This is a genomic window from Shewanella khirikhana (genome assembly GCF_003957745.1).
Lineage (GTDB): Bacteria > Pseudomonadota > Gammaproteobacteria > Enterobacterales > Shewanellaceae > Shewanella > Shewanella khirikhana.
This window is the reverse complement of the sequence record NZ_CP020373.1, coordinates 1,374,339-1,394,337: the sequence shown is the minus strand read 5'-3', so window position 1 is coordinate 1,394,337 and position 19,999 is coordinate 1,374,339. Positions and strand designations below refer to the sequence as shown.

16 protein-coding genes and 1 tRNA gene are annotated in these 19,999 nt (G+C 54.1%); 14 read left to right on the top strand and 3 right to left on the bottom strand.

Features of this window, described 5'->3' with window-relative positions:
• Positions 1 to 272 precede the first annotated feature (272 nt).
• The 9 genes from STH12_RS06040 to STH12_RS06000 all read left to right on the top strand — a co-directional run bounded on the left by STH12_RS06040 (position 273) and on the right by STH12_RS06000 (position 10,934).
• Positions 273 to 2,477: a M3 family metallopeptidase gene (locus STH12_RS06040; protein WP_126166723.1), complete on the top strand. Its 2,205-nt coding sequence runs from the start codon at positions 273 to 275 to the stop codon at positions 2,475 to 2,477.
• A 288-nt stretch (positions 2,478 to 2,765) separates the two neighbouring features.
• Positions 2,766 to 4,961, top strand: a complete 2,196-nt coding sequence (locus STH12_RS06035; RefSeq protein ID WP_126166722.1) for a M3 family metallopeptidase — start codon at positions 2,766 to 2,768, stop codon at positions 4,959 to 4,961.
• Between the two features lie 474 nt (positions 4,962 to 5,435).
• Positions 5,436 to 7,490, top strand: a complete 2,055-nt coding sequence (locus tag STH12_RS06030) for a bifunctional 2',3'-cyclic-nucleotide 2'-phosphodiesterase/3'-nucleotidase (RefSeq protein WP_126166721.1) — start codon at positions 5,436 to 5,438, stop codon at positions 7,488 to 7,490.
• Positions 7,491 to 8,081: 591 nt separating this feature from the next.
• Positions 8,082 to 8,672 carry a hypothetical protein gene (locus tag STH12_RS06025; protein ID WP_126166720.1) on the top strand — a complete coding sequence of 197 codons (591 nt, stop codon included), beginning with the start codon at positions 8,082 to 8,084 and terminating at the stop codon, positions 8,670 to 8,672.
• 52 nt (positions 8,673 to 8,724) lie between these two features.
• A complete protein-coding gene (locus STH12_RS06020) occupies positions 8,725 to 9,168 on the top strand; it encodes a hypothetical protein (protein ID WP_126166719.1) in 444 nt (147 codons plus the stop codon).
• A 66-nt stretch (positions 9,169 to 9,234) separates the two neighbouring features.
• A complete protein-coding gene (locus STH12_RS06015) occupies positions 9,235 to 9,594 on the top strand; it encodes a hypothetical protein (RefSeq protein WP_126166718.1) in 360 nt (119 codons plus the stop codon).
• A 71-nt stretch (positions 9,595 to 9,665) separates the two neighbouring features.
• Positions 9,666 to 9,884: a DUF6500 family protein gene (locus STH12_RS06010; RefSeq protein ID WP_126166717.1), complete on the top strand. Its 219-nt coding sequence runs from the start codon at positions 9,666 to 9,668 to the stop codon at positions 9,882 to 9,884.
• A gap of 54 nt (positions 9,885 to 9,938) precedes the next feature.
• The gene (locus STH12_RS06005) at positions 9,939 to 10,451 is read left to right on the top strand and encodes a GNAT family N-acetyltransferase (protein ID WP_126166716.1); all 513 of its coding nucleotides are present in this window, start codon (positions 9,939 to 9,941) and stop codon (positions 10,449 to 10,451) included.
• Positions 10,452 to 10,607: 156 nt separating this feature from the next.
• Positions 10,608 to 10,934, top strand: a complete 327-nt coding sequence (locus STH12_RS06000) for a hypothetical protein (RefSeq protein ID WP_126166715.1) — start codon at positions 10,608 to 10,610, stop codon at positions 10,932 to 10,934.
• A gap of 91 nt (positions 10,935 to 11,025) precedes the next feature.
• Here the strand turns inward: STH12_RS06000 and STH12_RS05995 are convergent, their stop codons facing one another.
• Both STH12_RS05995 and STH12_RS05990 read right to left on the bottom strand, forming a co-directional pair.
• Positions 11,026 to 11,823, bottom strand: a complete 798-nt coding sequence (locus STH12_RS05995) for a M23 family metallopeptidase (RefSeq protein ID WP_418856604.1) — start codon at positions 11,821 to 11,823, stop codon at positions 11,026 to 11,028.
• Positions 11,824 to 11,910: 87 nt separating this feature from the next.
• Positions 11,911 to 12,795 carry a 6-pyruvoyl trahydropterin synthase family protein gene (locus tag STH12_RS05990; protein ID WP_126166713.1) on the bottom strand — a complete coding sequence of 295 codons (885 nt, stop codon included), beginning with the start codon at positions 12,793 to 12,795 and terminating at the stop codon, positions 11,911 to 11,913.
• A 296-nt stretch (positions 12,796 to 13,091) separates the two neighbouring features.
• Between STH12_RS05990 and STH12_RS05985 the strand changes: the two genes are divergently transcribed.
• The gene (locus tag STH12_RS05985; RefSeq protein WP_126166712.1) at positions 13,092 to 13,808 is read left to right on the top strand and encodes a DUF4336 domain-containing protein; all 717 of its coding nucleotides are present in this window, start codon (positions 13,092 to 13,094) and stop codon (positions 13,806 to 13,808) included.
• A 284-nt stretch (positions 13,809 to 14,092) separates the two neighbouring features.
• On the opposite strand, the gene yejK is transcribed toward STH12_RS05985, so the two are convergent.
• Positions 14,093 to 15,121, bottom strand: a complete 1,029-nt coding sequence (yejK, locus tag STH12_RS05980) for a nucleoid-associated protein YejK (RefSeq protein WP_126166711.1) — start codon at positions 15,119 to 15,121, stop codon at positions 14,093 to 14,095.
• 77 nt (positions 15,122 to 15,198) lie between these two features.
• On the opposite strand from yejK, the gene STH12_RS05975 reads away from it, so the two are divergent.
• From STH12_RS05975 to STH12_RS05960, 4 genes are all read left to right on the top strand, one after another.
• Entirely contained in the window at positions 15,199 to 15,417 is a 219-nt protein-coding gene (locus tag STH12_RS05975; RefSeq protein ID WP_126166710.1) for a YejL family protein, read from the top strand.
• A 77-nt stretch (positions 15,418 to 15,494) separates the two neighbouring features.
• Complete coding sequence (locus STH12_RS05970; RefSeq protein ID WP_126166709.1) at positions 15,495 to 17,279, top strand: DUF3413 domain-containing protein; 1,785 nt, start codon at positions 15,495 to 15,497, stop codon at positions 17,277 to 17,279.
• Positions 17,280 to 17,448: 169 nt separating this feature from the next.
• Positions 17,449 to 17,525: transfer RNA gene (locus STH12_RS05965), tRNA-Pro, on the top strand.
• Positions 17,526 to 17,731: 206 nt separating this feature from the next.
• On the top strand, positions 17,732 to 19,921 hold the full coding sequence (locus STH12_RS05960; RefSeq protein WP_126166708.1) for a sensor domain-containing diguanylate cyclase: 2,190 nt from the start codon (positions 17,732 to 17,734) through the stop codon (positions 19,919 to 19,921).
• The last annotated feature ends 78 nt before the right edge of the window (positions 19,922 to 19,999 follow it).

Sequence of the window (19,999 nt, the reverse complement as noted above, 5' to 3'; positions counted from 1 at the left end):
TCGCTTTTTTCGTAAACAGCGGCTGCCCGGGGTTAGCCCCAAACGGCGCAGTTTATCCAGTGTGCCACACCCAAGGCGCAGGAAATAACCATTTACTCATGCTTTGTTACAACAAATTCGCCAAGAGCCTTGGCGCTCTGTAGCTGACATGTTACACAAGGGGCTCATGCCGGATGGCGGCCGCCACCGGGCACTATCATTGCTGCCCGGGCGCAGAATTCAAACATACATTAAGCCGCCATCTTCCACACACTCGATACAGGAAACGAACCATGAAGGGACAAACCCTCAAACCGCTCGTCGTCGCCATGACCCTGGCGCTGGGACTGAGCGCCTGCGGCAATGAAGACAACAAGAGCGCCGATACCGCCAACGCCGCTCCCACTGCGGCGATGGAAACCTCAGCTGCTGCCACCCCGGCCCCAGAGCAAACGCCGGTTGCTGCCACAAACCCCTTCTTTGCGCCTTACAACACCTATCAGGACATTCCGGCGTTCGACAAAATCGAAGAAGCCCACTATCTGCCTGCCTATCAGGAAGGCATCAAGCGTCAGAAGGCCGAAATTCAGGCGATTATCGACAATCCTGACGCCCCTTCGTTCGCCAACACCATCGAAGCCATGGAGCAAAGCGGCAAGCTGTTAAGCCGCGTTTCATCAGTGTTCTACAACCTGACCTCAGCGGACACCACGGCGGGCCTGCAGGCGATTTCCAAGGAAGTATCGCCCATGCTCTCTTCTGCCCGTGACGATATTTTCCTGAATGACAAACTGTTTGCCAAAGTCAAAGCGGTATACGACCAGCGTGATAGCCTGGGGCTGAATACCGCCCAAAGCCGCCTTTTGGAAGACACCTACAAGGCCTTCAGCCGCGGCGGCGCCAACCTCGATGAGGCAGGCAAGGCCAAGCTGCGTGAACTGAATGAAAAAATCGGCAAGCTGAATCTGGAGTTTGGCGATAACGTGCTGGCCGAAACCAATGGTTTTGAGCTGGTTGTTGAAAACAAAGCAGATTTGTCAGGCCTGCCCCAGAGCGTTATCGATGTGGCCGCAGCCACCGCCAAGGCCCGTGGCAAGGAAGGCAAATGGGTGTTTACCACCTCGCGCCCTTCCATCACCCCATTTTTAACCTACGCCGACAACCGCGAACTGCGCCAGCAGCTGTACACCGCCTATGTTGAGCGTGGCAATCACAACGATGCCCACGACAACAAAAAGATCCTGGCCGAGATTGCCGCGCTGCGCGCCGAACGTGCCAAGCTTTTAGGCTACAAAACCCACGCCCACTATGTGCTGGAAGAAAACACCGCCAAAAATCCTGACAACGTCTATGCGCTGCTGGACAAGGTATGGCCTGCGGCCATCAATCAGGCCAAAGCTGAAGTAGCCGAGATGCAAAAGTTGATTGATGCCGAAGGCGGCAACTTCAAGCTCGCCCCCTGGGACTGGGATTACTACGCCGATAAAATCCGCGTCGCCAAGTACAGCTTTAACGAGCAGGACACCCGCCCTTACTTTTCTCTCGATGCCACCATCGAAGGCGTGTTCTACACCGCCAACCGCTTGTTTGGCCTGAGTTTTAAAGAACGCAACGATCTGCCCAAGTACCATGAAGATGTGCGTACCTGGGAAGTGTTCGATAAAGACGGCAAGCTGCTGGCCATCTTTATGGGCGACTACTACGTACGCGACTCCAAGCGTGGCGGCGCCTGGATGAACGCCTATCGCTCACAGAGCGGTCTGGGTGATGAGCGGGTAGTGCCGATTATCGTAAACGTGCTCAACTACCCGCGCCCAACCGCGACTGAGCCTTCACTGCTGACCTTCGATGAAGCCAGCACCCTGTTCCACGAATTCGGCCATGCCCTGCACGGCATGCTGTCAAACGTTGAGTACGAAGCTCAGTCCGGCACCTCAGTGCCCCGCGATTACGTGGAGTTCCCATCCCAGGTAACCGAAAACTGGATGACCCAGCCCGAAGTGCTGTCGCAGTTTGCCAAGCACTACAAAACCGGCGAAGTCATTCCCGATGAACTGGTGAAGAAAATCCAGGCCGCCAGCAAGTTCAATCAGGGCTTTGCCACGGTTGAATACCTTGCCGCCACCAAGCTTGACCTTGACTGGCACACCCTTGAGAGCAGCGAACTGCAGGACGCCGCCGCGTTTGAGGCCGCGAGCCTCAAGAAAATGGGCCTGATTGATGAGATCACGCCGCGCTACCGCTCAACCTACTTCAGCCACATCTTCTCCGGTGGCTACTCGGCCGGTTACTATGGCTACATCTGGGCCGATATCCTCGGCGCCGATGCCTTCGAGGCCTTCCGCGAAAAAGGCATTTTTAACCAGGACACCGCCAAGGCGTTTCGCGCGACTGTATTGTCTCAGGGTGGAAGTGAAGACCCCATGCTGCTGTACCGTGAATTCCGCGGTAAAGAAGCCAGCATCGAGCCACTGCTGAAAAGCCGCGGCCTGCTGTAAGCGGTTTTGCAGTAACAAACATCAAAGCGCCCAACAGGGCGCTTTTTTTATCAGGGTCTTTTTATCAAGGTCTTTCTATCAGGCGCATTTTATCTGGGGCTTGGCTACAGCTACCTGCGCCTCAACAGCGGCAAACAGGCTTGGTTACAATTTCGGCTGGCCAAATCCAGCGCAATCCCTTGCCCTGCCCTTGGCAACCTGCCTGCGGGCTTGTTAAGGTAACGCCGGGAATCAATCGCATGCCAGGCCCCATTCCGGGCGCTTTTGGCCACGATTAACGGAGTCAAAATGCATAAATCACTTATCGCCACCGCCATCGGTGCCACGCTGTTTTTGTCTGCCTGTAACGAACAAGCAAAAGAAGCCCCTGCGCAATCTCAAACAGCGGCCAAGCAGGCAAGTCAACCCCAGGCTTCTGAGCAAGCTGCTACTGACCAAGTAGCTACAGAGCAAGCAGCCTCAGCGCAGGCCACCAACGTGCTCATGAGCCCAAGCCCGCTCACCTACGGTGCGCCTGAGTTTGATAAAATCAACAACGCCGATATACTGCCCGCCTTCGAAGCAGGCCTTGCCGAGCACAATCAGCAGATTGAGGCCATTATCGCCACCCCGGATGCACCAAACTTTGATAACACCCTGGTGGCCATGGAGAAATCCGGTGCCATCCTGACCCGCACCCTGAAGGTGTTTTTTAACCTCTCTGGCCTGATGTCAAACGATGAAGTGCAGGCCATTGAAGGCGAGCTGGTACCCAAACTCACCGAGCACACCGACAACATCTATCTGAACGATAAGCTGTTTGCCCGTGTTGCCGCCGTGTATGCCGCCAAAGCGAGCCTCAGCGCTGAAGATCAGCGTCTGGTGGATTTCTATTACAACCAGTTTGTCCGCGCCGGTGCCAAGTTAAACGACGCCGACAAAGCCAAAATGCGTGAGCTTAATGGCGAGCTGGCCAAGCTCAGCACCGAGTTTAACCAGAACATTCTTAAGTCATTCAAAGACGATGTGCTGCTGGTAACTGACCGCGCCGAACTTGCCGGCTTAAGTGACAGCGAAATCGACAGCCTGGCGGCCGCCGCCAAAGAAGCGGGTAAAGAAGGCTATTTAATCAGCCTGGTGAACACCACCCGCCAACCGCTGCTTGGCAGCCTTGAAAACCGCGCCCTGCGTGAAAAGCTGTGGAACACCTCCGCCAACCGCGCCATGGGCACCAATGGTCCACTGGTCATCAAGCTTGCCAAACTGCGGGCCGACAAAGCGGCGCTGCTGGGCTTCCCGACCTGGGCTGACTATGTACTTGGCGATCAGATGGCCGCTAAGCCCGATGCCGTATTTGGCATTCTTGATGACCTCGCCCCCAAGGCCGTGGCCAAAGCCAAGGTGGAAGCGGCCGATATTCAGGCGCAAATCAAGGCCGCCGGTGCTGATTTTGAACTCAAGCCATGGGACTGGGCCTTCTACGCCGAAAAGGTACGCAAAGCCAAATACGATCTGGATGAAAGCCAAATCAAGCCTTACTTCGAGTTCAATACCGTACTGAAAGACGGGCTCTTTTATGCCATGAACAAGTTCTACGGCATCAGCCTTAAAGAGCGCAAGGACCTGCCCGTGTGGCACCCGGACGTGCTCGCCTATGAAGTATTCAACGAAGATGGCAGCTCGGTGGGGCTTTTCTATCTCGACCCTTACGCCCGTGTGGGTAAAAACGGTGGCGCCTGGATGGATGAGTTTGTCAGCCAAAGTTTCCTTAGCGGCAACAAGCCGGTGGTGTACAACGCGCTCAATATCCCCAAGCCTGCGGCCGGTCAGCCAACCCTGATGACCTTCGATGAAGTGACCACCCTGTTCCACGAATTTGGCCACGGCATTCACGGACTTTTCTCTCAGGTGAAATACCCAAGCCTTGCCGGTACCGCCACCGCCCGCGACTTTGTCGAGTTCCCGTCACAGGCCAACGAAGACTGGGCGGTAGACCCTGAGGTGTTGACCCACTACGCCAAACACTATCAAACCGGTGAAGCCATTCCGGCTGAGCTTTTGAAAAAAGTGCAGGCCGCCGCCAGCTTCAACCAGGGTTACGACACAGTGGAATATCTGGCCGCTGCGCTCCTTGACATGGAGTGGCACTCCATAGGTCAGGACGCCAAGGTTGATGACATCAAAGCCTTCGAAGCCAAGGCGCTCGCCAAGCACGGCGTGGACTTTGGCCCCGTGCTGCCACGTTACCAGTCAACTTACTTCAGCCACATCTTTGCCGGTGGTTACTCCTCAGGTTACTACGCCTACCTGTGGACCGAAGTCTTTGCCGCAGACGCCTTTGCCCACACCATGGCCCAGGGCGGCCTGACCCGCGAAAACGGCGACAAGTACCGCAAAGCGATTTTGTCTATGGGTAACAGCCAGGATCTGATGCAGGATTACATCAACTTCCGTGGTCAAAAGCCCACTGTGGATGCGCTCCTTAAACGCCGCGGCCTGCTGTAATTGCTGCAAAAATCGATGTAACGACCAAAGCGCCTTTCGGGGCGCTTTTTTATTGCGCAGCTTTTAATACGCAGCTTTTATTACACAGCTGTTATTGCACTTTTCGCTGCCACCTTTTGCCGACCGTCATTTACCAACAGGCGTTTGTCGGCAGGCGTTTACAACCAGTCATTTACAGACAGTCGTTTACAGACAAGCATGCGCATTGGTTCATAAAGCCAGCAGCCGTGAGCCGGGACACAATTTGATACGCGGTTTCTGCTCCCCGGTCACATTTTTGCAAGCTGTAGAGCTGATACTCTTGCCGCTCCCAACGCTTTAATGCGCTGGGTTGGATGATGGAGCGTGCCCACAGAGGCATGCCCGGGGTAAGGGAAAGTCCGAATAAGTCCCGTGCTCGTTCTGCGCGGCCAGTTGTCGCCGACACGCGAGGATGCATTCGTACCTTCCCACATAATTTCAAGAGATATGGATATGAACCAAAAACATTTACTGGCGGTAACTATCGCCGCTGCATTGGGCGTAAGCGCCTGTGGCTCCGACAACGACAAAGTGGAAAAAGAAGTGCTGGTGGATCTGCGAGTAATGGAAACCACAGATCTGCACACCAACATCATGGACTTCAACTACTACAGCGGTAAAGAAGATCCAACCATCGGCCTGGCACGCACCGCCAGCCTCATCAAGGCCGCCGCTAAGGAAGCCCCCAACCATGTGCTGGTGGATAACGGCGACCTGCTGCAGGGCAGCCCCATGGGCGACTATATGGCCAAAATCGGCATTGCCGATGGCGCCGTACACCCGGCCTACAAGGCCATGAACCTGCTTGGCTACAGCGTGGGTAACATAGGTAACCACGAATTCAACTATGGCCTTGAGTTCCTTGAAAAATCCCTGGCCGGAGCCGAGTTCCCTTACATCAATGCCAACGTTTACTGCGCCGACGATAACGGCTGCTGGAAAGGCATCAAAAAGGGCGAGCACCTGTTCACCCCATACGTGATTGAAGAAAAAGAAGTTATCGACCAAAACGGCGATAAGCATGTGCTGAAAATCGGCTACATCGGCTTTGTGCCGCCGCAAATCATGCTGTGGGACAAACAAAACCTCACCGGCAAGGTCGAACCCGCTGACATAGTGGAAACTGCCCAAAAATACGTGCCGGAAATGAAAGCCAAGGGCGCCGATATCATTATCGCCATTCCCCACTCCGGCATTGGCTCGGTGGAAAATCCAGGCGACCCCATGGCAGAAAACGCCACCTACGCCCTCACCCGCGTTGAAGGCATCAATGCCATCATGTTCGGCCACAGCCACTCCATCTTCCCGGATGCACGCTACAGTGACTTGCCAAATACCGACGTGGAAAAAGGCCTGCTCAATGGCGTAGCCGCCGTGATGCCCGGCCGCTGGGGTGACAACCTCGGCGTGGTCGACTTTAAGCTGGCCCGTAAGGACGGCAAGTGGAGCGTGCTGGACGTGAAGAGCGAAGCCCGCCCCATTTACGATGGCGCCAACAAAGCGCCGCTGGTGGAAGCCGACAAAGACATCCACGATGCCGTTGAACTTGAGCATCAGGGCACCCTCGCCTTTGTCGACGAGCCTATTGGCGTGGCCGCAGCCGACATGTATAGCTTCTTAACCCTGGTGCAGGACGACCCGACGGTGCAAATCGTTTCTGACGCCCAAATCGCCAACGTCAAGGCCAAGCTGCCGCCATCACTCGCACACCTGCCGGTGATATCGGCTTCCGCTCCCTTCAAGGCCGGTGGCCGCCACGGCACCACCTCGGATGCGGATCAGTACGTACAGGTAGACGCAGGCGAGCTGACCTTTAAAAACGCTGCCGACCTTTACCTCTACCCCAACACCATGGTGGCGGTAAAAGCCACGGGCGCCGAGCTTAAAGACTGGCTGGAATGCTCAGCCAATCAGTTCAACCAGATTGACCCAGCCAAGAGTGAGCCGCAGTTCCTCATCAACTGGGCTGGCCATCCAACCTATAACTTCGATGTGCTCGACGGCATGACCTACAAGATTGACGTTACGCAGCCAAGCAAGTTCGACCGTGACTGTAAGGTTGTGAATGAAAACGCCAACCGCATCGTGGATTTAGCCTTCAAAGACAGCGACGGCAAGGTGTACAGCGGCGAAGAGCTGCTGACCAAAGAGTTTATTGTCGCCTCCAACAACTACCGCGCCTTCGGTGGCAAGTTTGCCGGTACCGGCAGCGACCATGTGGTGCTGGAGCTGCCGGACACCAACCGCGAAGCGCTGGCGGCCTACATCACCGCCGAGTCGAAGTACAACGAAACCACCGGCAAGTACGATGGCATGGTTAACCCCACCGCCGACTACAACTGGGACTTTGTGACCATCAATAGCGCTGTGACACTGGATGTGCGTTTCGAAACCCAGGACAGTGCCAAGGCCGATGCCTTTATCGAGCAAAACAAACAGCGCGCCATGACCAAGGTCGGCAAAGACGAGCTGGGTTATGCTGTGTATCGCATCGATTTGAGCAAATAAGCCACCCGCTTGCTTGCCAGCCGATGACTCAAAAAGCGCCTGCGGGCGCTTTTTTATTGTGCCATTCATCAATTTGGCCGTATTTGGCGCCTTTGAGCCGTACTTAAGGCCTGTATCTGCCCCGCAGGCGGCCAAGATCCGATTTCACCTTGATATCACAAAGAGGCTGTTTTACCTTAAGCACTCCAGCAAAACACAACCAGCTTGTGTTAAGAAAAGGACGTTAAATCAGGAGCTAAGCAGTATTGCATACGCTTAATCTCTCGATGATAGTAACCAATAGCAGCAAGGAGAGCCCGGCAGTCTGGTGGCCAAAATCAGTGGCGGAAGCGTGCCTGAAGCCGCAGCGCCGCTGTCAGTCTTCCCGAGGCCGAGAGCCCCAAAACCCTTGAGACCCTGCCTCCGGAGAGCCTGAGTCCCGTCTACTTGGCAACTCAACAATCAAAAGCACGGCGTGGGATAGTGAAACGCTATCCGCCAAACGCCAACCGCTGTTATGCATTAGCCAACAATCGAATCGCACCGTTTTGCCGTAAAAAAGGCGAAACCTGACTCGACGTTTATCCTCCGTTTATTGAAGACATTTTTAACATGCACATAAAAGATAAAGTGAAAGAAGTTGCCGGAAAAATCCTGTTTGAACTCACCATAGTTTCGGCGGGTATCTTGTTGGCACTGGCGGTAAACTCCTGGTACCAGGGATACCAGCAAAGGCTGCAAGCCGACAATTTGCTTAAGAAAGTTGAATTTGAAATCAATAACAACCTTAAAAGCCTGCAGCAAGTCAGCGCCACATTTGCCAGCAGTATTGCCCAAACCAACGGATACCTCTCAACCCTGAGCGCCGGGAAAAGCACCGAATTCGACTACGAACTGCGGATTTTGGATGTGGATTTTGCCGTATGGAAATTTTCCCAGCACAGGGCAGAACTCGACCAGTTACCCGTAGAGCTATTGATTGATATTTCAGAAAGTTACCGGGCACTGGAAAAAGCGGAGTCGCTCACCAATGAACTGGCATTCTCGAAAATGGAGCAGATTGCAGCCGATATGGATGGCAAGGAAGAAGCGGTGCTGAAAAAGCTGCTGATTGAACTGAAACAAGTGCAATTTCACCTAAATGTCGCCCAGGGCAAAATGCAGAAAAGCATCCAGGTCATTAACCAGTATCACGAGGCCTAATCAGCCTGCTGCACGAAAGCAGTTAAACTGACATGACATGTATGCCGCCTTTATGAAAAACCTGATTATCGCTTTTGCACTTATCAGCTTCTCTGGCGGCGCGTTTGCAGGCGCCGCTGAGCGATTTCTTCGCGAGTATCTTGACGACTTTGCCAGTGGCAAGGACTTAAGCCACTACTTCGCAGCGCAGCCACAGTTTATTTTTGGCTCTCACTGCCATATTCCTGCATCGGCAACAGAGGCCAGTGAGTTCATTACTGAAATCCGCAGCAAACTGGTCGCTTCCGGCTATGAAAAGTCTCAAATCAGCAGCGTGAATCTGCTGGCCCACATAGACAAATATCGGCTTGTCAGTCTCACCCTAACCCGGCTTAAACAGGATGGCACTGAACTCGATAAAGTCTGCAGCAGCTACGGCCTGCGGGAGGGTGAAGACGGATTTAAAATCTTAAGCTGGCAGCCAAGTAACCCAAATGAGCAGGGACTGTGCCCATAGTCGCTACAGCGGCTGACAACAGCATGCAGACATGGACTTTGAAGGATGAACACAGGGAAGTACTGAATGATAGAACGGCTTAACAGACTGGCTATTTGGCTGTATCCCGCACGCATAATGTTGTTGCTGCTGGCGCTGTTAAGCCTTGGAGTCAGTATCTACATTCTGGTGGGCGGCGCGGGTACATTGGCGCCTTACCTAATGCCCGCCATTGCAGTTTGCGGCTGGAGTTTTTGTTTATACGGCATCGCCGAGCAGTTTAAGCAGGTACCCGAACCTGTGATAGCGGGCGATGGCTTTTGGCGACGCTGTAAAAAGCGATGTTTACGTGCCATCTGCTGGATTTGGGTGCTTTGCACCATCCTGTGCTCACTACTGCTGCTTTATTCAAGCTATAAGGTCATCGGCTTTGCTGTTTACGCTTAGCAAAATGCTACCTCGATAAATCCAGGTCTCCTCCTCTTGGAACCCCTATTGCCCTTCACTCAGGAACCACAATGCGAGACACATTGCGACAGAAAATACTAGACGTTTGCCAGAAGAAAATTGCCCAAAAAGGCGACAATGTCGGGGTGTCTTTTTACGCCTTTTTCGCTAACCGCAATGACGATCCCGAACTTCTCATGGAAGCCGCGACCTGGTGGATCCAAACCCACAAATTGGATCACTTTGAAAAGGCGCACAAAATCATCGCCATGGTCGAAAGTGGCGCCTGAAGGTTATAAGAAAGCCACCAAGTCGCAGCAAGGAGCATCAAGGTGAACGGCAGTATGAATAGCAATGAAAATAGCGATGAACATTCAAATGAAAGCTGCGTTCAAAGCGTCAATGCAGACCTCAGCATAGCGCCGGTAAGTCCGGCAGATTTGCACGCCATAACAGCGCTGGTGTTGGCCATAGCCAGGGCAGATATCTTCCCAGGCCTCAGTGAAGAAGGCCAGGCCACCTTTCTCAATCGGGTACTGCCTGATATTGAAACCTGCTTCGTCAGCAGTAACTTTTTTGCCATCAAGGCATGCCAGGCCGGCAAGCTGCTTGGCTTCGCCGCGCTCAGGGATGGCAACTACCTGACACACCTTTTTGTAGACAAAAGCGTGCAAGGCGCCGGACTTGGCAAAGCCCTGCTGCGCTCAGTACTTTGCAAAAGCGGATCAGGTGAAGTGAGTCTGCGCTCATCGGTCAACGCGGTGCCTTTTTATGAGCGGCATGGCTTTTACGCCACAGGCCCTGAAGCCCTGGTCAATGGTATCCGCTTTATGCCCATGAGCCTCAAGCGGAAATAATTGTCAGCAGCATACTTCTCCCGGAATTGCTGCCACCAACTAAGGACACACCAAGCAAAGGACGCACCAAACAAAAGATGCGCCAAACAAAAGATGCGCCAAACAAGGGCTTCTGAGTCCCAATCAGGCACCGGTTTTAGAAAAGGAGTTGATTTTATGCAACGCAGTCCCGCAGACATACTGTTAATTCAGCATTATCAGCAAAGAGGCACGGCCTTGAGGCAGGAGCTGGAATCACTCAAACCTTCTCGATTCGAATGGCTGAGCTATACATTAAGCCTGTTTGCGGTCATCTTCCTGCTGCATAGGTTCACCGGCTTCAACTTTTTCTCAGAAGACACCTACTGGTTGGTTGCATTGATTTTCATCGCTATCGGCGGCCGTAGCTATGAGTATTACCGGGTCAATAAACGCATCGACCTCCTCATCCGCTTGATTGACACTGAAAAGTCCGAAGCCCAGGCTTGCAGGGGCCAGCACTGAGCGAGAAAGTCTGGCCCAAATAAAAACGCCGCACTTAAGTTGTCACGCTCAAGTTGCGGCGTTTTTATTTTGATAAAGCGAGGTGGCTGAGCTACTGTTTGGCGGCTTTGGCAGCGTCTTTTTGGGCCAGCACATCTTTCATGGATGGCACCAGGGTAGCGGGGTCGAGGCGCATCTGATACCAGTTAAGACGCCAGTCGAGATGCGGGCCGTTGGCACGGCCGGTGGCGCCGACTTCGGCTATCTTGTCACCCTGTTTTACGCTGTCGCCAACCTTAAGGTAAAGTTTTGATAAGTGTAGAAAACTTGAACTTACACCATAGCCATGGTCGATGATTATGGTGCCGCCGGAGTAGAACATGTCCGGCACAGCCAGCGTGACCACACCATCGGCTGGAGCAATGACCACAGTGCCGGTTTTGGCGGCTACATCCACACCAAAGTGCGGATTACCGGGCACGCCGTTATACACCCGCTGGCTGCCATATACACCCGAGATACGGCCTGTTAACGGCCAGATAAAGGGCTTGGCAAAGGCGGTGATATCCGAATCTGTGGCTCGGGCGGCCTTGGTCATGGCGCTATCTTTGGCGGCGCGCTCCTGCGCCCTGGGATCAGGTTTCATGATTTTCTGAGCAATACCATTCACCTCAGAAATCCGGTACTCCCGCTTGGCAAAAGTCAGGGGCTTGATTTCCGTGAGGCCATCGGCATACACCACCTGCAGCGTTTGCTTAAGCTCGCCTTCACGCTCGACGCCAAAAGCGAATTCCCCCTCCGGGGTCACTCTCAATGGCGTGCCATTCAAACTGACATTGCTGCCTGCAGGCACCTTGCCACGGATAAGTGAGCCCTGCTCCATCTTGCCACTGAGTTCAATCTGCGCCATTACGCCGGGGCTGAGTGTCAGTAACAGGGCGGCAATCCAGGGCTTTGTCATCGGAGAATGTCCTTTCAGGTAGCGGGTTTACAACGTTTAGTCGGCGGCGATTTCGGCGGCGGCAATGGCGCCTTTGCCAATACCTTCGTAGGCAATCACTTTAAAGTGGCTGCCGGGTACCTTCTGGGCGAGGGTTTTGGCCATAAAGTCGGCCAGCAGCTCTACCGTGGTGTCGTGGGGAATGATGTCGCAAATTGCCTTGGGCATCGCGAGCTGGAAGTCCCCCTGGGGCGCCTGATAGCGAAAACCGATGTGGGACTCATCATCGATACGGCACTGCGCCGACAATTCCAGTTCCGCCACCGGCACGACATCTTCTTCAGTGCCAAGGTAAATATCTTTCCAGCGCTTGGCCCAGTAGGCGTCCCAGTCCGGAGCACTTTCACCGTTTTCAAATATCTGCACCGGGCTACGATGACCGTGGGCGATACGCTGGCAATTGCCATCGTGCTTTTTAAGCCCATGGCTGTAATGATAAAACGGCCCGTTCAGTGACTCGGTTCTGAGGGTCAGATGAATACCATCGACGTTGTCCGGCAAGGCTTCTCGCAGGGCTTTTCGCAGGAAGGCATTCACGGCCTCGAAGTCAACTCTCTCGGCAGGGATCAATGCAAAGGCCTGACTTGGGCAGGCCAGGTGGATGTTGCCCACATCGCTGTGAAAATCCATCCATACCCTGTCGCCCTGCTGCTGCCAGCGCACATTGGATGAAGCCGTGGGGATAAGCAGTCGATGGTCGGCGACTCTGTCAATGGTGTCTTTAATGGTGCGCTTTACCTTGGCAAAATCCAGCACCATATTTTGATGATCCAGGCCCCCTTCGAGGACTACATCGACTATCCAGCTCTCGCCTACCATGCCGCGCTCGGCGCAGAGGTAGGAAAAATCAAGAACCGTTAAATCTTTTACAAAAAGTTGCATAACTCTCCCGGGCAGAGAAACAGTCTGCCGTGATTAGCGGCCAAGCCGCAACACTGCCAACGGACAATCGCCGAAAAGCAGGCATTCAGAAATCAATTCTAAACAATTCACACGCCTGCGGCGAGTCTCATTGGCCGTTAGCGGGCGAAATTTACGCCGCTCGCCAACGGCTTGTTCCAAAGTGTTAGCCTGTGGGCAGCGAGCAGTACCATTGCCTGATGTGCAGCCTGTGCATTAAGCGTACAATCGCGGTTGCCCAGGCGCGCTTGCCTTGTCCGGCAGTCAAAGGAGATGACATGATTAGCTTCGCCCCCGACATCTTTGTGTTTGATGGCCCCGCCGTGTCTTTTTACGGCATGCCTTACACCACCCGCATGACCATAGTACGCCTGAAAAATGGCAAGCTGTGGGTGCACTCCCCCATTGAATTGCATGATGAGCTGATAACTCAGGTCGAAGCCCTTGGGGAAGTGGCTTACCTTATCGCCCCCAATAAGTTGCACCATTTGTTTGTAGCCTCCTGGCAGGCTCGCTGGCCTGATGCCAGTGCCTGGGCGGCGCCCGGGGTGGCAGCCAAATGCCAGCATCTGCATTTTGATGCGGATCTTACCGACAAGGTGCCCGCCGAGTGGCAGGGTGAGATTGAGCAGTGCATCTTTAAAGGCTCGCCTGTCATGGAAGAAGCCGTGTTTTTCCATAAAGGCTCACGCACCCTTATCCTCACCGATTTAATTGAAAACTTCAGCCCAGGCCACTTTAAAGCATGGCAGCGCCCCATTGCCCGCATTACAGGCATTCTTGCGCCAAACGGCAAGACGCCGCTGGACTGGCGTTTATCTTTTATGAAAGGTCGCCACAAAGCCAAAGAGGCGGTGGCCCAGTTCAGGCGCTGGCAACCTGAACATTTAATAGTCGCCCATGGTGAGTGTGTGCATCACAATGCCATGGCCTTTGTCGAGCGCTCATTCAGCTGGGTGGGATTGCCGGAAATCGAGCCCGAAGCGGTGGTATAGAATTGGAATAGAAGAGGTATAGCGGCAATAAAAAGGCTTAGAACGCGCCCGAAATGCATCTGAGCCGAATTACCAAACTTCGGCGAATAGGCTGCCAAATAGCAACTAACGTGCAGTCATCGTCAGCGAAAAGCCTGTAATCACAGTCATAGTTAGAACATGGATTTGCCATCTGCTTTGAAGAAGTTTTGTATCGGTAAAGCGGCATCAGTTAGCCGACAAAAAGGCGACCCGTAGGTCGCCTTTTTTAGTCAGTGTGCCTGCATCGGCTCACGATAAGTGGCTTACTCGCCTTTCAGACGGCGATGCAGCTGATCTTTCAGATTCGCCGGAACGCCCTTTATCAGCAGGGTGTCGGAGATAGGGTCGTAAATCACCCGCTCGCCCAGATGATGGCCATCGAAACTGATGGTGACACCGCCGCCGGTACCAGAGAATTTTTTCAGCTGGCGCAGGGTCGACTTGTCCACCGGGAACTCGTCTTCGAGCTCGTAATCGCCGGTGGTGGCAAAATCATAGAAGGAGTCCATGCCGGAGTCGGCAAGCTCATCGGCCAGATCTTTAATATCCACCTCGGCGCCGGCATCGAAACGCTCGGAGCAGTAGTCAAACACCTTGTCTCGGCAGGCCTGGCGCTCGTCTTTGGTCAGTTCACTGCCAGCAACAAAGTCTTCCACCGCAATCATCAGGCTCTTGTTTTGTGCCTTGGGGTTAATGCCCTCAACGCAGCCCATAAAATCGAGGAAGAAATCCGCCACCTTGCGCCCGGCGCGGCCACGGATAAAGGAGATGTACTTGCGGCTTTCTTTATCGGCCTGCCAGTCGGTCAAATCGATACGGGCCGCCAGCTGAATATTGCTGAGATCCAAATGATTTACCTGGGTCAGCTCCATATCGTCCAGTACAGTCATGGATGACTTGGCGCTCAGCAGCGCCACAAATAGATAGTCGCTTGCCATATGGCTATAGCAGGCCATCAGCAAAAAGCCGCCCTGGCTGAAATCGTATTTGCCAAGCTCTTCCTGCAACAGCTTACTGGCAAGACCGGTAAACTCCACAAAGCCGAGGCCGCCATCGAGGTAGTCTTTCAGACCATTGGCAAAGGCGGGATTGGCTTCGCCATCATCCCCGTGGGTGCCAAAAAAGCCAAAACCCTTACCGGATTTGCTGGTGTACGACTGATGCAGCTCTTCAAGCATCAGCTCCACTGCCTGGCTGTTCAGCAGCGGCTGTGGACGAAGACGGCAGTTTAACTGCCCCTCATGGTTTTGGGCGATTTCATGAATGATGGCCTGTTCTACTTTAATCGTCATACGCCTTGATAGTGATAGCCGTGGAAATCCGGTATTATATGCCGCTAACCCAATCCTTTGTGAATCATTTTTTGACTATGGCAATTCAATCCAAATACTCCAATACCCAAGTAGAAACCCTGCTCGCCGAAGTGCTGGCGGTGCTGGAAAAGCATCAGGCCCCCACCGATCTGAGCCTGATGGTACTGGGCAACAGTGTCAGCCACCTGCTGGAAACCAAGGTACCGGCCGCCAGCCGCGCCGCCGTGGCCGAACAATTTGCCAAAGTACTGGTGCAATCAGTCTCCAAAGCCTGATAAAACTGGCACAGGCACGGAAAAAGTGCTTAAGATACCAAGGTGTTAACCAGCCCCAAGGATAAAGAGCGAGCGGCATGGTCGAAAGGAAACAACAACTGGTGCGTGACAAGGTCTCCCGGTTGGTCAATTGGGGCCACTGGTTTGCCCTGTTTAATGGCTTTCTGGCACTGATTGTCGGCAGCCGCTATCTGGAAACCGTCGGCCTGCCCGAAACCCTGATGGGCTGGGGCTATTTGGCGCTGGCCAGCGTCGGTCAGTTCGCCTTTTTGGCGTTTCTGGTTTACCTGTTGGTGCTGTTCCCGGTCACCCTGCTGTTACCTTACTCGAAGATCCTCCGAGGTCTTGCGGCCACCGTGGCCACCCTCGGGCTGTGTGTGCTCTTGTACGACACCATTGTCTACGACGACTACGGCGTGCACCTGTCGCCCTTTGCCTTCGACGTGGCCTGGGCCGACCTGCACTCGCTGCTCAGAGGTACCTCCTATATAGTGACCCCCATTGGTATTTTGGCGCTGGAGCTCACCGCCGCCAACTTCCTGTGGAAGCGAATTGGCAAAATTGAAAAGCGCCACCTCGGCGGCAAAGTGGCAGCCGTGATTGGCGCCTGCTTTGTGGCAAGTCACCTTATCCATATTTGGGGGGATGCGGCGGATGTAAAAGACATTACCCGTTACGATGACGCCTACCCGCTGTTCTACCCCGCCACCGCCAAGAGCTTTATGGAATCCCACGGCATTGACAGCCGCGACCGCGATTTGGGGCCAGAGGATTTACAAACCTTAAGCTATCCGCTGTCAGCCCTAGAGTGCAGTGCCAGCAGCCAGCCCAACGTACTGCTGCTTGCAATCGACAGTCTGCGCGCCGACATGCTGAACCCGCAAACCATGCCGTTTTTAAGCCAATATGCGGCGGCCAATCAGCAGTTTGACAAGCATTTAAGCGGTGGCAATCAGTTCCAAAGCGGCATGTTCTCGCTGATGTACGGCCTGCAAGGCAGCTACATGGGCGCATCAGACTTCCAAAGCCGCACCCCGGAGCTTACCCAGGGCTTTTTGGCTGCCGGTTATCAGCTGGCCCGCTTTGGCCCCGCCTCAAACGAATTCAGCCCACGGCCACTGGCGACCCTCAATGACTTTGCTGCCACCCTGGTGGAAGACGGCGAGTCACGGGCTCTCGCCGACATTCAAAGCCGCGAAGCCTTTGATAATTGGCGTAAATCGCAGCACAGTCACTGGTTTGCGCTGGTGAACTTTGGCGCCGCCGAAACCTACGACACCCCCATAGGTTTTGCCGGTATCGAAACCATAAAGGCGCCCCAGGGTATGGCGCCAGCACAGCGGGTACTGTTTAACCAATACCGCCAGTCGCTGTACTTTATCGACGGTGAAATCAAAGCCCTTGTTGAGTCCCTGCCCGCAGATACCCTGGTGATTATCACCGGCGTCAGCGGCAAGGCCTTTACCAGCAATGAGTCAGAGGCGCGCCGTGATTTATCACCCCAGGCGGTGCGGGTACCTATGATTATTCACTGGCCCAAGGGTGAAACCGGCACAGTGAACTATGCCACCAGCCACCACGGCCTGGCGCCTACCCTGATGACCAGGGTGTTGGGCTGCACCAACCCCACCACCGACTACAGCGCCGGACGCCAGTTGTTGGTGCCAAGCGAACAGCCCTGGGTGTATGTGGGTGACAACCGATTCTTCGCCATTTACCAGGACGATGAAATCACGGTTATCGACCGCCACGGCAAATACGATATCTACAGCAGCGACTTCAAGACCCGCCTGCACAAGAAACTCAGCGCCCCGGATCTTATTCAGGTGATGCGCGAAGGACGGCGTCTCTATCGTCACTGAAACGCCCTGCCAGCCGGTGTTTGACGACAAAATGATTGCTTAGGACACAAACTAAGCAATCAAACCAAATAGTTGTCATCAACGCTTGCACTGCTTGGCGGCTCTTGATAAAGTTCGCCTCGTTGAGACGGCAACGGCTTTACGCCACTGCGCAGCCACTCAGCAATATCGGTATGTAGCGCAGCCTGGTAGCGCACTGTCATGGGGTGTCAGGGGTCGGAGGTTCGAATCCTCTCATACCGACCAAATTCAACGAAAAAGCTCAGCAGCAATGCTGGGCTTTTTTGTTATTAAATCGCGACTATCACTCCCCCAATCAAAGCGAACAATCGACCAGAATCCTACTGGTACAGCCGTCAAATTCAGCAGTTCCCGCTGTTGCCTGTTGTGAACGAAGCGTTAACGTTCTAAAGTAAGTATCAGAAACTTGGCTGATTTTTGGGAAATCATTCTTGCTGTCTTTTTTTACTGCATCGCCGCCGCGCACTGCAATTATTCTGGCCATTTGCGGCTTTTTACTGAACCTGTATCCGCTGCCGCTGTTTGCCAACGTGCAGCTGATTTTGGGCAATGCCGCCTATGTGATTGCCGCCATCATTCTGGGGCCACGCTATGCCGTGGCCGTGGCACTGGCCTGCGCTGCCGGGCTGTTTACCATCTGGGGTGCCAAACATGTGTTTGTGATTTTCCCGCTCGAAGCCCTGGTGCTGGCTCTGGCGAAAAGACGCGGCATTTACTCCCTTTATGCCGGGGTGGGATTCTGGCTATTGATTGGTATGCCACTGTTCTATCTTTATGGTCTGACCCTCACCCCACTGCCTGCAAGCCACCTGCCTTTTATTGCCTTTAAACAGGCGATTAATGGCCTGTTTTACATAGGGCTGGGCGCACTGTTACTGATGATGTTGCCCACCCTGATGCAAAATACCACCAGCCACAGCAAGGCGCCGGTGCGTTTCAGCGACAAACTCACCTACAGCTTTACCCTGTTTATCTCACTGGCGCTGCTGGTTGCCGCCTTGCTGTTCAATCAGTTTTTTATTGAACGCCAGCAGGAGCTGATTAAAAAGAATCTGCAGGACAATGCGGTGCATTTGTCCCAATCCACGTTTGATTACCTGCGCGAACACCAAAAGGCGATTACTCAGGGCGCCCAGTGGCTGTCGATGATGGGCGACTCCCCAGAGAAACAGCAGGACTGGCTCACCCAGTTCAACCATGGTTACCCTGCCTTTTTAACCATGCTGGTTGCCAACGAGCAAGGCAACATAGTGGCGGCAAGCCCGGCAGCGCGGATGATGGACGATGCTATCCAAAAAGGTGAATACAGCGTGGCCGACCGCCACTACTTCAAAGAAGCCTTTTATAATCAGAAACCTTTTATCTCACCTGTGTTTCTCGGCAGAGGATTTGGCAGCGATCCTATCGTGGCCATCAGCGCCCCTGTATACGGCAAGGCGAATGCCAGTCACCCGTCGGGCATTCTGGAAGGCTCGCTCGATTTGAATCGCTTTGTGCTTATTGACCGCCAAAACCGCCATCACTCCGAGCAGTTCTTGCTGCTGACCGATGACAATAACCGGGTGATCTACGCATCGGCGCCACTGGATATTCCGCCGCTGAGTGAATTCGCCTCCGCCGAGAGTGGCCTTGAGTACCGCACCAGTTTGCAGCTGATTAACCTGCACGATCTGGACAATCCAAACCCCGAGTACATTTATGCCGAAGAGGTGCTGCCAAATGGCTGGCGACTGCTGGTACTGTCACCATTCGCTCCCTTAATGCAGCTGGCTGAAACCCAGTTTTTGCGCACCTGCATACTGCTTATCATCAGCATGGTGATAAGCTTCTACCTGGCGCGACTGATAAGCCGGATGCTGACCGGCTCGCTTGAAACCATTGCCAACGAATTCAGCAGCCCCGGTGAGCAGCCAAAGCCCCTGCCTGCAGATGCTCCCGCCGAAGTGCAAACCCTGTATCAAAGCCTTAAAGCCAGCCAGCGGCAGTTAATGAGCTATCAGCTGGAGCTTGAAGAAAAGGTCGCGACCCGCACCTTCGAGCTTGAGAAGGCCAACCAGAAGCTGCAGGCCCTTGCCGAGCGAGATGCCCTCACCGGCCTCTATAACCGCCGCCATGCCGTGGCAGGTTTTGCGCCGCTACAAGCCCTGTGTGAGCGCAGCGGCGAAGCCATTGCGGTCGTTATCCTGGATCTCGATTTTTTTAAAGCCATCAACGATAACCACGGCCATTTGGCAGGCGACGAATGCCTGCGACAGGTGGCAACACTGCTGGCACAGAGCTTCAAGCGGGATTCAGATCTGGTGGCCCGCTACGGTGGCGAGGAGTTTTTGCTGATCCTGCCAATGACCAATGCACTTAAGATTGAGCACCACCTCAACCTGTTCCGCGAGCGTCTGGCGCGGCATCCGGTGAGCATCCCCGGCGCCGATGAACCCTTGCATATGTCGATTTCGGTCGGTGCTCTGGTGGCCAACGCCAGTTTTTCCGACTCGCTGGAAACCTGGCTCAAGGTAGCCGACGACAACCTGTATCAGGCAAAAGCCAGCGGCCGTAACCGGGTTATCTGCACCTTGGTAAACGATGACGAACCCGGCCCCGAGCAGGAGCCGGAGCCAAACTAAAATAAGGCAGCCGCCAAGCTAAAGTAAGGCAAACTCAACAAGCCAAACGGATAAAAAATAAGGCCACAGGGTTTACCC

What these genes read in the sequence shown, in the direction of transcription:
- STH12_RS06015 (WP_126166718.1), top strand. Translation starts at nt 9,235, where the DNA reads ATGATAGAACGGCTTAACAGACTGGCTATTTGGCTGTATCCCGCACGC.
- STH12_RS06025 (WP_126166720.1), top strand. Translation starts at nt 8,082, where the DNA reads ATGCACATAAAAGATAAAGTGAAAGAAGTTGCCGGAAAAATCCTGTTT.
- STH12_RS06005 (WP_126166716.1), top strand. Translation starts at nt 9,939, where the DNA reads ATGAATAGCAATGAAAATAGCGATGAACATTCAAATGAAAGCTGCGTT.
- STH12_RS06010 (WP_126166717.1), top strand. Translation starts at nt 9,666, where the DNA reads ATGCGAGACACATTGCGACAGAAAATACTAGACGTTTGCCAGAAGAAA.
- STH12_RS06030 (WP_126166721.1), top strand. Translation starts at nt 5,436, where the DNA reads ATGAACCAAAAACATTTACTGGCGGTAACTATCGCCGCTGCATTGGGC.
- STH12_RS05975 (WP_126166710.1), top strand. Translation starts at nt 15,199, where the DNA reads ATGGCAATTCAATCCAAATACTCCAATACCCAAGTAGAAACCCTGCTC.
- STH12_RS06000 (WP_126166715.1), top strand. Translation starts at nt 10,608, where the DNA reads ATGCAACGCAGTCCCGCAGACATACTGTTAATTCAGCATTATCAGCAA.
- STH12_RS05985 (WP_126166712.1), top strand. Translation starts at nt 13,092, where the DNA reads ATGATTAGCTTCGCCCCCGACATCTTTGTGTTTGATGGCCCCGCCGTG.
- yejK (WP_126166711.1), bottom strand. Translation starts at nt 15,121, where the DNA reads ATGACGATTAAAGTAGAACAGGCCATCATTCATGAAATCGCCCAAAAC.
- STH12_RS06020 (WP_126166719.1), top strand. Translation starts at nt 8,725, where the DNA reads ATGAAAAACCTGATTATCGCTTTTGCACTTATCAGCTTCTCTGGCGGC.
- STH12_RS05970 (WP_126166709.1), top strand. Translation starts at nt 15,495, where the DNA reads ATGGTCGAAAGGAAACAACAACTGGTGCGTGACAAGGTCTCCCGGTTG.
- STH12_RS06035 (WP_126166722.1), top strand. Translation starts at nt 2,766, where the DNA reads ATGCATAAATCACTTATCGCCACCGCCATCGGTGCCACGCTGTTTTTG.
- STH12_RS06040 (WP_126166723.1), top strand. Translation starts at nt 273, where the DNA reads ATGAAGGGACAAACCCTCAAACCGCTCGTCGTCGCCATGACCCTGGCG.
- STH12_RS05990 (WP_126166713.1), bottom strand. Translation starts at nt 12,795, where the DNA reads ATGCAACTTTTTGTAAAAGATTTAACGGTTCTTGATTTTTCCTACCTC.
- STH12_RS05995 (WP_418856604.1), bottom strand. Translation starts at nt 11,823, where the DNA reads ATGGCGCAGATTGAACTCAGTGGCAAGATGGAGCAGGGCTCACTTATC.